Genomic DNA, 13,441 nt, shown 5'->3' with positions numbered 1-13,441 from the left:
GCGGTGGGGATCTCGACGAGCACGGTGCCGAGGGTACGCCGGGGCCCCACCCGCGGCGAAGCGCCCGTCGGGCGCCCTTCCCCGCGAGAGAAATGATGCCGAATCGCAATCCGAAGAACCGTTGCTCCGCGCCCCCTCGCGGGGGTACATTCGGCTTCCCCACTCAGCCGTATACCCGAAACGGTGATGGATATGGCGACCCACGCCTGCGTCCAGCAGTCCTCCCGCGCGCCCTCCGCGCACCCCTCCCGCGCGAGCTCGCGATGATCGCGCTCCCTGCCGACCGGTCGGCCTCGCGCACCGGCATCCGCCTCCTCGTCGCGACCGAGGTGCTGGGCTACGTCACCCTGGCGTTCCTCGTGCTCGCGGTCCTCGCGGGGGTCCTCGCGCCTGGCTGGGCGCCGCGGCCGCTCTCGCTGCAATGCTCGTCTGCCTCGGGCTCACGCTCGGCTCCCGACAGCGTGGTCCCCGCGCCGTCCGTGCGCCCGAGGCCGACGACCCGGACGAGTGGAGACCACCGTGGGCGGAGCTCTACGAGCACCCCACCGTGGTCGTCGCCCGCTCCGCCGCGTTCCTCTTCGGCGTATTCAGCGTCACCTCCAGCGCCGCGGCGCTGTGGGTCGACGGCCGCACCTGGTCGGTTCCCGCCGCGTACGCCAGCACGGCGCTCGTCGCCGTCGGCGTGTGGATGGTCGGCCGCCGGCGCTTCTGACGGATGAGACTGCTGCAGGTCGCGCTCCGCGCCGAGGCCCAGGAGCGCGCGGCGGCCTTCTATACGGCTCTCCTCGGCGCCCCGCCCGCCGGGCGGTTCGGCCCTCTGCTGTTCTTCCGGATCGGGGACGTCCGGCTGCTCTTCGAGGAGGGAGCCGCCCCCGCCCTGATCTACCTGGAGGTGCCGGATCTCCACGCCGCACTGGCCGCCCTGCCGGACGGCGCCGCCGTGGTCGAGGCTCCCCGCCGCATCTTCGTGCACCCGGATGATGCGCTCGGGCCCGAACGAGCGGAGGAGTGGCACGGCGCCTTCCGCGACCCCGAGGGCAACACGGTCGTCCTGGTGGCGCTGGTCCGGTCCTGACCGCGGACCCGCGCCGAGGATGTGCGGCGACCCCTGCCCCACGAGCAGCGCGAGCAAACCCCGCGGGCCGCGCCGCCGAACTCTCTCAGGCGGGCCGAACCCCCGCGCGAGAGGATCGACTCATGCGATGGACCCCGCTCCGCGCGCTCGCCACCCTCGCCGGTGCCGCCGCGCTGGCCCTCGCCGCGCCCCTGGCGGCGTCCGCCCACGACTCCCTGTCGTCCTCGACGCCGGCGGCGGACAGCACAGTGGACTCGGCCGACGAGGTCGCCCTCACCTTCTCCGGCGTCCTGCTCGAGCTCGGCGACGGGCAGCAGTCCACAGCGATCCAGGTCCGCCGCGACGGGCGGTACTACGAGACTGCGTGCCCTGCGCTCTCCGACCGCACGGCCTCCGTGCCGGTCGCGCTGGGAGCCGCGGGGACGTACGACGTGCTCTGGCAGGTCGTGTCGTCGGACGGGCACCCGGTCTCCGGCACCTACTCGTTCACCTATGCGCCCGCAGCGGGCGCCGAGGCCGCGGAGGGTTCCGCGCAGCCCGCCTGCGGCCAGGCGGCGGGCGCTGCGACCGGTCCGAGCGACGACACGATCCTCCTCGTGGCGGCCGGGGGAGTGGTCGCCCTCGCCGTCGTGGGGGTCGTCGTCGCCCTGCTGCTCGGCCGCCGCCGCACCCGGGCGGGAGCGGCTGTGGGTGCAGGTGATGACCGCGGAACCGGCGCGCTGTAGGCTCCCGATCATCAACTGAACATCGGGCTTCAGGGCCGACGCGGGAGAGTCCGGCAGCACGTGTGCTGTGCGGGCACCGAAGGAGCACATCTCCCCGAAATCTCTCAGGTACACGTACCGCGCCGGACCGGCCACTCTGGAAAGCAGGCGCCGTCGAGCGCCTCGCCCACGGTGAAAGCGACCCGCTGAGCGGCGCGCGAAACTCTCAGGCGCCATGACAGAGGGGGAGTTCTTGCCGAAGGGTGCCCGCAGCGCCTAGCCGAGGAGAAGAACTCGTGACCGACCTTTCGCCCGATCCCGCCAGCCGCCGCTCGCCGCTGCACGACCTCCACGAGGCGGCCGGTGCCACCTTCACCGACTTCGCGGGCTGGGAGATGCCGCTGCGCTACAGCAGCGACCTCGCCGAGCACGCTGCCGTCCGAGAGGGCGCGGGACTGTTCGACCTGACGCACATGGGCGAGATCCTCGTCGTCGGCCCACAGTCCGCCGCGGCGCTCGACTACGCGCTCGCCGGCGCCATGTCGGCTCTCGACGAGCGCCAGGCCAAGTACACGGTGATGCTGGACGAGAACGGCGGCATCATCGACGACCTCGTCGTCTACCGCACCGGCGAGGACCGCTACCTCGTCGTGAGCAACGCATCGAACCGCGAGGTGGTCGCCGCCCGCCTCCGCGAGCGGACCGAGGGCTTCGACACGCTCGTCGAGGACGAGACGAGGGACATCGGGCTGCTCGCCCTGCAGGGCCCCCATGCCCTGGACATCCTGCAGAACCTCGAGGAGCTCGACCTCCGCGGCGGCGTCTTCGACGGGCCGTCGACCGCGGAGGCCATCGCGAGCCTCGGCTACTACCGCGCGGTCGCGGGCGAGTTCGAGGGCCGCCGCATCCTCGTCGCGCGGACGGGCTACACGGGTGAGGACGGCTTCGAGCTGTACACGTCGCCCGAGGCGCTGCGCTCCCTCTGGCGCACGCTCCTCGAGATCGGCGCAGGCTCCGGGCTCCTGCCCGTCGGGCTCGCCGCCCGCGACACTCTCCGGCTCGAGGCCGGGATGCCGCTCTACGGCCACGAGCTCGGCCTCAGCATCCTGCCCGCCCAGGCGGGCCTCGGCTCCGCGGTGAGCCTCAACGGCAAGGGCGACTTCGTCGGGCGCGCGGCGCTCGAGAGCGGAAAGCCCGCCGACCCCGCATCCGACTTCGCCGGCCGCGTGCTGGTGGGCATCGCGTCCGAGGGCAAGCGCGCGGCCCGAGCCGGCTACGCCGTCTACGCAGGCGCGGAGGGCGGCGAGCGCGTCGGCGTCGTCACGAGCGGCGCCCTGTCGCCGACGCTCGGCCATCCCATCGCGCTCGCCTATGTCGACGCGGCCCTCGCGGAGGAGGGCACCCAGGTGCATCTCGACGTCCGCCGCACCCGGCTTCCGGGCACCGTCACCGCCCTTCCCTTCTACCGTCGCACCACGCGCTGAGCGCAGGACCGAGGACTCCATGAGCCGCGAAGACGACCTCCGGTACACCGCGGAGCACGAGTGGGTCGACGCCGCCGACGGCGTCGCGACGGTGGGGATCACCCCCTACGCCGCCGAGCGGCTCGGCGACGTCGTGTACGTCGACCTGCCCGAGGTGGGCGCGGCGGTGCAGGCAGGCAGTGTCATCGGCGAGATCGAGTCGACCAAGAGCGTCGGCGAGCTGTTCGCCCCCGTGACCGGGACCATCTCCGCGGTGAACGAGGCCGTCGTGAGCGCTCCCGAGACGGTCAACGCCGACCCGCTGGGGGAGGGCTGGCTCGTCCGCGTCGAGTACGCGGAGCTGCCGGAGCTGCTGGGGCGGTCGGAGTACGAGGCGCTCACCCGCTCATGACCCTCACCGCTCCCGCGCGGGTCCGCCCGGCGACGGCCCCCGATGCCTTCTCCCGCAGGCACATCGGCACCGACGGCGCCGCTCAGGCGCGCATGCTCGCCGTGCTCGGATACGACTCCGTCGACGCTCTCCTCGACGCCGCGATCCCCGCGGGGATTCGGATGGCCGAGGACGGCGCCTCGACGCTGCCCGCGGCCGCCACGGAGAAGCAGGCGCTCGCCGAGCTGCGTGCGCTCGCCGGGCGGAACACCGTCCGCCGCTCTCTGATCGGCCTCGGCTACTACGACACCCTCACTCCGGCCGTCATCCTGCGCGGCGTCCTCGAGAACCCCGCCTGGTACACCGCCTACACGCCGTACCAGCCGGAGATCTCGCAGGGCCGGCTGGAGGCACTGCTCAACTTCCAGACGATGGTCGCCGACCTCACGGGTCTCGCCACGGCGAACGCCTCGATGCTGGACGAGGGCACCGCGGTCGTCGAGGGGATGCTCCTCGCGCGCCGGGCGTCGAAGAGCGGATCCGCGCGCTTCGTGGTCGATGCGGATGCGCTCCCGCAGACCCGGGCACTGCTCGCCGCCCGCGCCCATGCCGTGGGGATCGAGCTGGTGGAGGCCGACCTGCGGCTGGGCCTGCCGGAGGGGACCTGTTCGGCATCGTCGTGCAGTACCCCGGCGCGTCCGGCGCGGTCTGGGATCCCCGGGAGGTGCTCGCATCGGCGTCCGCCGCCGGCGCCGTGACGGTGGTCGCCGCGGACCTGCTCGCGCTCACCCTGCTCACCTCGCCGGGCGAGCTCGGCGCGGATGTCGCGGTCGGCACGACTCAGCGCTTCGGCGTGCCCATGGGCTTCGGCGGCCCGCACGCGGGTTACCTCGCCGTGCGCGCCGGCCTTGAGCGGCAGTTGCCGGGCAGGCTCGTCGGAGTCAGCCAGGACTCCTCCGGCGCGCCCGCCTACCGGCTGAGCCTCCAGGCCCGCGAGCAGCACATCCGCCGCGAGAAGGCGACGAGCAACATCTGCACCGCCCAGGTGCTGCTGGCGGTGATGGCGAGCATGTACGCCGTCTACCACGGGCCGGACGGCCTCCGCTGGATCGCGCGCACCGTGCACGAGAGCGCCGTCGCCACCGCCGATGCGCTGCGGGACGCCGGCGTCTCCGTTCTGTCCGACTCGTTCTTCGACACCTTCCTCGTCGAGGTCGCTGATGCCGCCGAGCTGGAGCGCCGTGCCCGGAAGGCGGGCATCCTGGTCCGCATCGTCGACGAGACGACCATCGCCGTCGCGTTCGACGAGGTCTCCGCTGCCGACCTGCGGGCCGGCGAGCTCGACCTCGTGTCCCTCTTCACGCCGGGATCCGAGGCCCGGCCGCGGGCAGCCGCAGCCGGCGCGGCGGACCTGGTTCTCCGCGTGCCCGAGTCGCTCCGCCGCACGTCGGGCTTCCTCGGCCACCCGGTCTTCAACACGCACCACTCCGAGACGTCGATGATGCGCTACCTCTCCTACCTGGCGGGGCTCGACTACGCGCTCGACCGGGGGATGATCCCGCTCGGCTCGTGCACGATGAAGCTCAACTCCGCCGTCGAGATGGAGTCGGTCACCTGGCCGGAGTTCGCCCGCATCCACCCCTTCGCCCCCGCTGAGGACGTGCAGGGCTACCTGGAGCTCATCGGGCAGCTCGAGACCTGGCTCGCCGAGGTCACCGGCTACGACGCCGTCTCGCTCCAGCCGAACGCGGGCAGCCAGGGGAGCTCGCGGGGCTCCTCGCCATCCGGGGCTACCACGAGGCGCGCGGGGACGGCGGGCGGACCGTCTGCCTCATCCCCTCGAGCGCGCACGGCACCAATGCGGCCTCGGCGGTGCTGGCCGGGATGCGGGTCGTCGTGGTCGCCTGCGACAGCCTCGGGAACGTCGATCTCGAGGACCTGCGCGCCCGGATCGACGAGCATCGCGACGAGCTCGCGGCGCTCATGATGACCTACCCGTCGACGCACGGCGTCTACGAGCACGAGGTGCGCGCCATCACGGATGCGGTGCACGACGCCGGCGGCCAGGTCTACGTCGACGGCGCGAACCTCAACGCACTCCTCGGGTATGCGAGGTTCGGCGACTTCGGCGGCGACGTGTCCCACCTGAATCTGCACAAGACGTTCTGCATCCCGCACGGCGGCGGCGGTCCCGGTGTCGGCCCGGTGGCGGCGAAGAGCCACCTCGCGCCGTTCCTTCCCGGGCATGCGATGTCGCAGCGCGGCGCAGCGGAGTTCGCGGGCACGCCCGTGTCAGCGGCGCCATTCGGCTCGCCCTCGATCCTGCCGATCAGCTGGGCGTACGTCCGCATGATGGGGGCCGACGGTCTCCGAGAGGCGACCGGAGCCGCCGTGCTGGCCGCCAACTACCTCGCCGCGCGGCTCGCCGAGCACTTCCCGGTGCTCTACCGAGGCGACGACGGCCTCGTGGCGCACGAGTGCATCCTCGACCTCCGGCCGCTCACCGCCGCCACGGGCGTGACCGTGGACGACGTCGCGAAGCGGCTCGTCGACTACGGCTTCCACGCGCCGACCATGTCGTTCCCCGTGCCCGGCACGCTCATGGTCGAGCCCACCGAGAGCGAGGACCTCGCCGAGCTCGACCGCTTCGTCGACGCGATGGTCGGCATCCGCGCCGAGGCCGACCGGGTGGGAGCGGGGAGTGGCCGCTCGAGGACAACCCGCTCCGGAACGCCCCGCACACCGCCCATGCGCTGGTGGGCGAGTGGGCGCACCCGTACTCGCGAGAGGAGGCGGTCTACCCCTTCGCCCGGCCGGGCGCGGAGCCCGGGGCGCTCGCGGCCAGGATCCGCGGCAAGTACTGGGCGCCGGTCGGCCGCATCGACCAGGCCTACGGCGACCGCAACCTGGTGTGCTCGTGCCCGCCGCCGGAGGCCTTCGCGTAAGCCCTCTCAGCGGGGGAGCCGAACAGCCCAGGGAACCAGGCGAGGGCCAGCGGGTAGCCGACGAAGCTCACGATGTCGAGGATCCAGTGGGCGATCACCAGGGGCGTAGTGCGCCCCCACTTCGCATAGACCCAGCCGAAGACGACGCCCATCGCGAAGTTGCCGACGAAGGACCCCACCCCCTGGTAGAGGTGATAGCTCCCGCGCAGGGCGGCGCTGCCGAGGATCGTGGGCCAGCGTCCCACGCCGAGCTCCTGCAGCCGGGTGAACAGGTACCCGACGACGATGAGCTCCTCGGTCAGCGCCGAGCGCAGTGCGGACAGCACGAGCACCGGGATCGTCCACCACTCGGGGCTGAGGCCCGAGGTGACGATCGAGGGCGTGATCCCGAGCGCGCGTCCGGCCGCGTACAGGGCGAGCCCCGGAATCCCGATGACCGCGACGAGGAGCACACCGTTGCCGAGGTCGCGGAGGGGGCGGCGAGCGTCGAAGCCGAGTCGTGCGAACGCGCTACGTCCCGGCTCCCACAGCAGATAGAGCACGAGGACGACCGGCACGAGGTCGAAGAGGATGCCGAGCAGCTGGTAGACGAGGTCGAAGATCGGCCGGTCGCTGAGGGACGGGTTGAGCGTCGCCGTCTGCTGGGAGATGGGGACGGCCTGGGTCAGCCGGTTGAGGATCGCGACGATCGAGTACACGGCGGAGGCGCCGAGGGAGAGGCCGAGGACGACGGCGATCTCGATCCGCAGCCGACGGCGGGGGCCGGCTGCTGCAGGGAAGGGGCGGTCACCGCCGACAGGTGGGCGTGCCGCCCGGAAGGACGTGACGCAGCTTGGCGACCACCCAGTAGACCCCGTCGGCGACGAAGGACAGCGGCGGCGACTGTCCCAGCCAGCCGAGGAAGCGGAACGCGGCGCCCGGCTGCTCGCGCAGCAGCGCCGTCACGGCTGCCGCGCCCCCGTACTGCTTGCCCGGCGTTACGAGCCACACGCGCGACTCCGCCTCGGCGAGGCTCAATCCGTACCCCTCCAGGTCGGCCCATTGGTACGGCACGGCGGTCGGCATCGACGGAAGGTTCGCCTCGAGCCAGTCGACGCAGGACGAGCAGAAGCTGCAGTCGCCGTCGAAGATCAGAACGTTGTCCTGTGTCACAGTTCCCTTCGGCAACTTTCTTGCGTTGGGCGCAAGCATCCTCGAAATTAGTGCCCGCCAGGTAACGATACGGCCCGTCGATTTGGGCGCGCTCTGTACCCCACCTAGGGTACTGATATCCAGCGCCGTGGGGTCCCTTGCCTGCTCGGCGCTTTCCTTTGCATGACCTCAGGAGGAACACAGAGTGAAATTCAGACGTATCGGTCTGAGCGCAGCAGTGCTGGTGTCCGCCAGCGCGCTGGTGCTCACCGGTTGCGCAAGCGGCAGCAGCGGAGACAAGGCGTCCAGCGGCGACACCTCCGCGGTCATCACAGCGAACGGCTCCGAGCCGCAGAACCCGCTGGTCCCCACCAACACGAACGAGACCGGCGGCGGCAAGATCCTCGAGGCGCTCTTCGCGGGACTCGAGTACTACGAGGCCGACGGCAGCCCCAAGAACGACATGGCGGAGTCCATCACCACCGATGACTCGCAGACCTTCACGATCAAGGTCGCCAAGGGCCACAAGTTCACCAACGGCGAGGACGTCAACGCGGACTCGTTCATCAACGCTTGGAAGTTCGGCGCGCTCGCCTCGAACGCCCAGCTGAACTCGTACTTCTTCGAGGACATCGAGGGCTTCAGCTACGACGAGGACACCGAGCTCACCGGCCTCAACAAGGTCGACGACTACACGTTCACCGTCAAGCTCAGCCAGCCGCGGTCGGACTTCCCGCTGCGCCTGGGCTACTCGGCGTTCTACCCGCTGCCCGCAGCGGCGTTCGACAAGGACGGCAAGGTCGTCGACGGCTTCGGTGAGAACCCGATCGGCAACGGCCCGTACAAGTTCGACGGCAAGGACGCCTGGCAGCACAACGTCAAGATCGACCTCGCTCCGAACGAGGACTACGACGGCCCGCGCAAGCCGAAGAACGGCGGACTCTCGCTCGTCTTCTACGCGACGCTCGACGCCGCGTACGCCGACCTGCTCTCGGGCGGTCTCGACGTGCTCGACGCGATCCCGGACGCGAACTACGCGACCTTCGAGGACGACCTCGGCGACCGTGCGGTGAACCAGGCCGCGGCGATCTTCCAGTCGTTCACGATCCCGTCCGACACGACCAACTACTCGCACCCGGAGGCGTTCGCGCACTTCCAGGGCGAGGAGGGCCAGCTGCGTCGTCAGGCGCTGTCGATGGCCATCGACCGCGACCAGATCACCAAGGTGATCTTCGAGGGCACCCGCACCCCGGCGAGCGACTTCACGTCGCCCACCATCGACGGGTACTCGGACTCCCTCAAGGGCGCCGACGTGCTGAAGTACAACCCGGACGAGGCGAAGAAGCTGTGGGCCCAGGCCGACGCGATCTCGCCGTGGTCGGGCTCCTTCACGATCGCGTACAACGCCGACGGCGGCCACCAGGGCTGGGTCGACGCGGTCTGCAACAGCATCAAGAACACGCTGGGCATCGACGCCGCGGGCAACCCGTACCCGACCTTCGCTGAGGCGCGTGCGCTGATCACGAAGAACGATGCGGGCAAGCGCGAGGTGCAGAGCGCCTTCCGCACCGGCTGGCAGGCGGACTACCCCGGCCTGTTCAACTTCCTCGGCCCGATCTACGCGACCAACGCGAGCTCGAACGACGGAGACTACTCGAGCCCCGAGTTCGACAAGCTCCTCGACGAGGGCGCTGCCGAGCCGGACATCGACAAGGCGAACGAGCTCTTCCAGCAGGCGCAGGAGGTCCTCCTGAAGGACCTCCCGGCCATCCCGCTGTGGTACTCGAACGTGACCGGCGGCTACGGCGAGTCCGTGGACAACGTCAAGTTCGACTGGAAGTCAGTTCCGATCTACTACGAGATCACCAAGAACTCGTAACCCAGCAGGGCAACACCACGACGGTGGGGCGGCAGCGCGAGCTGCCGCCCCACCCTCATGACAGTGAGGTACTTTCTTCCAATGCTCTCCCGCTCGCGCCGAGGCTGATCAGGTGGCCTTCTACATCCTCCGCCGCCTGCTGCAGGCGATCCCGGTGCTCCTCGGCACCACGTTCCTCATCTACTTCATGGTGTTCGCCATGCCGGGAGACCCGATCCTCGCCCTGTTCGGCGAGCGGACCCCGAGCCCGGCCCTGCTCGCCCGCATCCGCGAGCAGTACCACTTCGACCAGCCGTTCATCGTCCAGTACCTCAGCTACGTGGGCAACATCTTCCGCGGCGACTTCGGCATCTCCTTCTCCGGCCAGCCGGTCAACACGATCCTCGCCCGGGCCTTCCCGGTGACCCTGAAGCTCGCGCTCATGGCGATCATCATCGAGATCGTCGTCGCGCTCTCGGTCGGGCTCATCAGCGGCCTGCGCAAGGGCGGCATCTTCGACGCGACGTCGCTCGTCGTCAGCCTCCTGCTCGTGTCGGTGCCGATCTTCGTGCTCTGCTTCATCGGCCAGTTCTTCTTCGGCGTCAAGCTCGGCTGGTTCCCCGCCACCGTGGGCGCCGACACCTCGATACCCCGGCTGATATTGCCGGCCATCATCCTGGCGCTGTTCGTGGTCGCCTTCTCGATCCGGCTCACGCGCTCGTCGGTCGTGGAGACCGCGACCGCCGACTTCGTCCGGACCGCCTACAGCAAGGGCCTCTCGCGGCGCCGCGTGGTGCCCGTGCACATCCTGCGCAACTCGCTCATCCCGGTCACCACCCAGTTCGGCGCGGACTTCGGCATCCTCATCGTGGGCGCCACCGTGACCGAGGGCATCTTCAACGTGCCGGGTGTCGGCAACACGCTGTTCCAGGCCATCATCCGCGGGGAGCGCCCGACCGTCGTCTCGTTCGTGACCGTCATGGTGCTGCTGTACCTGATCGTCAACATCCTGGTCGACCTCCTCTACGCCGTTCTCGATCCGAGGATCCGCTATGTCAAGTGAGTCCCGCACGGCCGGCCGGCCGGTCTCCGCGGAGCACTACGTCGCTCCCGTCGAGGAGACGCCGATCGCCGCCGTCGACACCGTCACGGTGGACAGCAAGCCGAGCAACCTCTGGCGCGACGCGTGGGGCGACCTCAAGCACCGCCCGATGTTCTGGATCTCTGGCGCGCTCATCGTCTTCATCGTGTTCGTCGCGCTCTTCCCCGGCCTCTTCTCGTCGGTCGACCCGGCGCGCTGCGACCTCCAGTTCAGCAACGGCGGCCCGACCGACGGGCACCCTCGGCTACACCAAGCAGGGCTGCGACGTCTACTCGCGCATCGTCCACGGCGCCTCGACGTCGCTGTCGGTCGGCATCCTCGTGATCATCCTGACGACCACGCTCGGCCTGATCTTCGGGTCGCTGGCCGGCTTCTTCGGCGGCTTCCTCGACACGGTGCTCTCCCGCGCCGGCGACATCTTCTTCTCGATCCCCTACATCCTCGCCGCGGTCGTCATCATGTCGGTGCTGTCGGCCTACCGGAACATCTTCGTGATCGCGCTGGCCATCGGCCTGTTCTCCTGGCCGTCGACGGCGCGCGTGCTGAGGTCCGAGGTGCTGCGGGTGAAGCAGTCCGACTACGTCGTGGCGGCGACCGCGATCGGGCTCTCGAAGCTGCGCATCCTGTTCCGGCACGTGCTGCCCAACTCGATCGCGCCGGTCCTCGTCATCACGACGCTGTCGCTCGCGGCCGCCATCACTGCGGAGGCGACGCTGTCGTTCCTCGGCGTCGGCCTGCCGGGAACGACGCAGTCGTGGGGCAACGACATCAGCCAGGCGCAGCGCGACCTGCGGACCAACCCGCAGACGCTCATCTACCCGTCGATCGCGCTGTCCGTCACCGTGCTGAGCTTCATCCTGCTCGGCGAGGCCCTCCGCGACGCGCTCGACCCGAAGGCGAGGGCACTCCGATGACCGCGATCCCCGTTTCCGGCGCCCCGCTGCTCGAGGTCCGGGACCTGCAGGTCGGATTCCGCACCCAGAGCGGCCTCGTGCCCGCCCTCAACGGCGTGAGCTTCACCATCGACCGCGGTGAGACCGTCGCGATCGTGGGGAGTCCGGGTCCGGCAAGTCGACGACCGCCGCGGCGATCATCAACCTGCTCCCGGGAACCGGCCGGATCACCGGCGGCTCGGTGCTGTTCGAGGGGCGGGACCTCGCGAACGCGTCCCGCCAGGAGCTCGAGGACATCCGCGGGAAGCTCATCGGCTTCGTGCCGCAGGACCCGATGTCGAACCTCAACCCGGTATGGAGCATCGGCTTCCAGGTCGAGGAGACCATCCGGGCCAACGGCCTCGCGACCGGCAAGAAGGCCGTCCGGGAGAAGGCGATCGAGGTCCTCAAGTCGGCGGGCCTCGCGGACGCCGACCAGCGCCTCCACCAGTTCCCGCACCAGTTCTCGGGCGGCATGCGCCAGCGCGTGCTCATCGGCATCGGACTCGCTGCGGACCCGCGGCTGCTGATCGCCGACGAGCCCACCTCGGCCCTCGACGTCACCGTGCAGAGGCGCATCCTCGACCACCTCGAGACGCTCACCGAGCGCAGCGGCACGGCGGTGCTCTTCATCACCCACGACCTCGGCCTCGCCGCCGAGCGGGCCGAGAAGCTCATCGTCATGTACAAGGGCAAGATCGTCGAGGCCGGCCCGAGCGTCGAGATCCTGCAGAACCCGCTGCACCCGTACACTCAGCGGCTCATCGCCGCCGCGCCGAGCCTCGCCTCCCGCCGCATCCAGGCGAGCGGCCAGACGCTCGGCACCCTCGAGCACGCGGAGACCGACGCGACCGACGGCATCGATCTCATCAGCGCCGCGGAGGCGCGGGCCGAGCACGTCGAGGCGGCGGTGGGCGAGCCGCCCGCGATCGTCGTCGAGAACCTCACCAAGGTGTTCAAGATCCGCGGCGGCGGGCTCAGGTCCGCCGAGTTCACCGCCGTCGACGACGTCTCCTTCGCGATCGCGAAGGGCACCACGACGGCCCTGGTGGGCGAGTCCGGCTCGGGCAAGTCGACCGTGGCGAAGCTGCTCCTCAAGCTGGAGGAGCCGACGAGCGGCGCGATCACCGTGCAGGGCCGCCGGATCGACGGACTGCGCGGTCGCCAGATGCTCTCGCTGCGCCGTGCGATGCAGCCGGTGTTCCAGGACCCCTACGGCTCGCTGGACCCGCTCGGCAACATCGGCAACACCATCGCCGAGCCGCTCAAGGTGCACAACGTGGGCGACCGGGCCAGCCGGCGCGAGCGGGTGTTCGAGCTCCTCGACCAGGTGTCGCTGCCGCGCATGATCGCCGGGCGCTACCCGAACGAGCTCTCGGGCGGCCAGCGGCAGCGCGTGGCCATCGCTCGCGCCCTCGCCCTCAAGCCCGACATCGTCATCCTCGACGAGGCCGTGTCCGCGCTCGACGTGCTCGTGCAGGCGCAGATCCTGCGCCTGCTCGCAGACCTGCAGGGCGAGCTCGGGCTGACCTACCTCTTCATCACGCACGACCTCGCCGTGGTGCGCGTCATCGCGGACAACGTCTGCGTGATGCAGAAGGGCCGGATCGTCGAGGCCGCGCCGACCGACGTCGTGTTCGACTCCCCGCAGGAGCAGTACACGCGCGACCTCCTCGACGCGATCCCCGGGGCGGGCATCAAGCTCGGGATCTGATTCCTCTGAGATCTCGTCAATTGAGGAGCGACCGCAGGGAGCGTCTCGAAATCCGGTGAACCGACCTCTGGACTCAGCCACTCGGTGGAGGCGTCCCTCGATTTCGAGACGCCCGCTCCGTGGGCT

The 13,441-nt window shown here is 70.4% G+C and carries 9 protein-coding genes, 3 pseudogenes and 2 riboswitches; of the genes and pseudogenes, 10 read left to right on the top strand and 2 right to left on the bottom strand.

The features are described 5' to 3' along the window. Positions 1–421: 421 nt before the first annotated feature. The 6 genes and pseudogenes from QUE51_RS02590 to gcvP all read left to right on the top strand — a co-directional run bounded on the left by QUE51_RS02590 (position 422) and on the right by gcvP (position 6,578). Positions 422–712, top strand: a complete 291-nt coding sequence (locus QUE51_RS02590; protein ID WP_286278061.1) for a hypothetical protein — start codon at positions 422–424, stop codon at positions 710–712. Between the two features lie 3 nt (positions 713–715). After that, entirely contained in the window at positions 716–1,075 is a 360-nt protein-coding gene (locus QUE51_RS02585; protein WP_286278060.1) for a VOC family protein, read from the top strand. Positions 1,076–1,197: 122 nt separating this feature from the next. Next, positions 1,198–1,800: a copper resistance CopC family protein gene (locus QUE51_RS02580; protein ID WP_286278059.1), complete on the top strand. Its 603-nt coding sequence runs from the start codon at positions 1,198–1,200 to the stop codon at positions 1,798–1,800. Between the two features lie 31 nt (positions 1,801–1,831). After that, positions 1,832–1,930, top strand: a riboswitch (glycine riboswitch). Between the two features lies 1 nt (position 1,931). Continuing rightward, positions 1,932–2,028, top strand: a riboswitch (glycine riboswitch). Positions 2,029–2,075: 47 nt separating this feature from the next. Then, positions 2,076–3,263 (top strand): glycine cleavage system aminomethyltransferase GcvT, encoded by a 1,188-nt coding sequence (gene gcvT, locus QUE51_RS02575; RefSeq protein WP_286278058.1) that lies wholly within the window; start codon positions 2,076–2,078, stop codon positions 3,261–3,263. Between the two features lie 19 nt (positions 3,264–3,282). Next, positions 3,283–3,654 carry a glycine cleavage system protein GcvH gene (gene gcvH, locus QUE51_RS02570; RefSeq protein ID WP_286278057.1) on the top strand — a complete coding sequence of 124 codons (372 nt, stop codon included), beginning with the start codon at positions 3,283–3,285 and terminating at the stop codon, positions 3,652–3,654. Continuing rightward, a pseudogene (gene gcvP / locus QUE51_RS02565) lies at positions 3,651–6,578 on the top strand (aminomethyl-transferring glycine dehydrogenase). Before gcvH ends, gcvP begins: the two are co-directional and overlap by 4 nt. On the opposite strand, the gene QUE51_RS02560 reads toward gcvP, so the two are convergent. Continuing rightward, the gene (locus QUE51_RS02560; protein ID WP_434017257.1) at positions 6,524–7,327 is read right to left on the bottom strand and encodes a CPBP family intramembrane glutamic endopeptidase; all 804 of its coding nucleotides are present in this window, start codon (positions 7,325–7,327) and stop codon (positions 6,524–6,526) included. The pseudogene gcvP and the gene QUE51_RS02560 overlap by 55 nt on opposite strands. Positions 7,328–7,364: 37 nt before the next feature. Then, on the bottom strand, positions 7,365–7,730 hold the full coding sequence (locus tag QUE51_RS02555; protein WP_286278055.1) for a thiol-disulfide oxidoreductase DCC family protein: 366 nt from the start codon (positions 7,728–7,730) through the stop codon (positions 7,365–7,367). Positions 7,731–7,914: 184 nt separating this feature from the next. Between QUE51_RS02555 and QUE51_RS02550 the strand changes: the two genes are divergently transcribed. The 4 genes and pseudogenes from QUE51_RS02550 to QUE51_RS02535 all read left to right on the top strand — a co-directional run bounded on the left by QUE51_RS02550 (position 7,915) and on the right by QUE51_RS02535 (position 13,315). Continuing rightward, positions 7,915–9,588, top strand: a complete 1,674-nt coding sequence (locus QUE51_RS02550; RefSeq protein WP_286278054.1) for a peptide ABC transporter substrate-binding protein — start codon at positions 7,915–7,917, stop codon at positions 9,586–9,588. 112 nt (positions 9,589–9,700) lie between these two features. Then, positions 9,701–10,630, top strand: a complete 930-nt coding sequence (locus QUE51_RS02545; protein ID WP_286278053.1) for an ABC transporter permease — start codon at positions 9,701–9,703, stop codon at positions 10,628–10,630. Next, positions 10,620–11,583: pseudogene (locus QUE51_RS02540) on the top strand (ABC transporter permease). Before QUE51_RS02545 ends, QUE51_RS02540 begins: the two are co-directional and overlap by 11 nt. Continuing rightward, positions 11,580–13,315: pseudogene (locus QUE51_RS02535) on the top strand (dipeptide ABC transporter ATP-binding protein). The pseudogenes QUE51_RS02540 and QUE51_RS02535 overlap by 4 nt, the downstream one beginning before the upstream one ends. Positions 13,316–13,441 lie beyond the last annotated feature (126 nt).

The organism is Naasia aerilata (genome assembly GCF_030296595.1).
Lineage (GTDB): Bacteria > Actinomycetota > Actinomycetes > Actinomycetales > Microbacteriaceae > Naasia > Naasia aerilata.
This window is presented reverse-complemented; position numbering and strand designations above follow the sequence as displayed.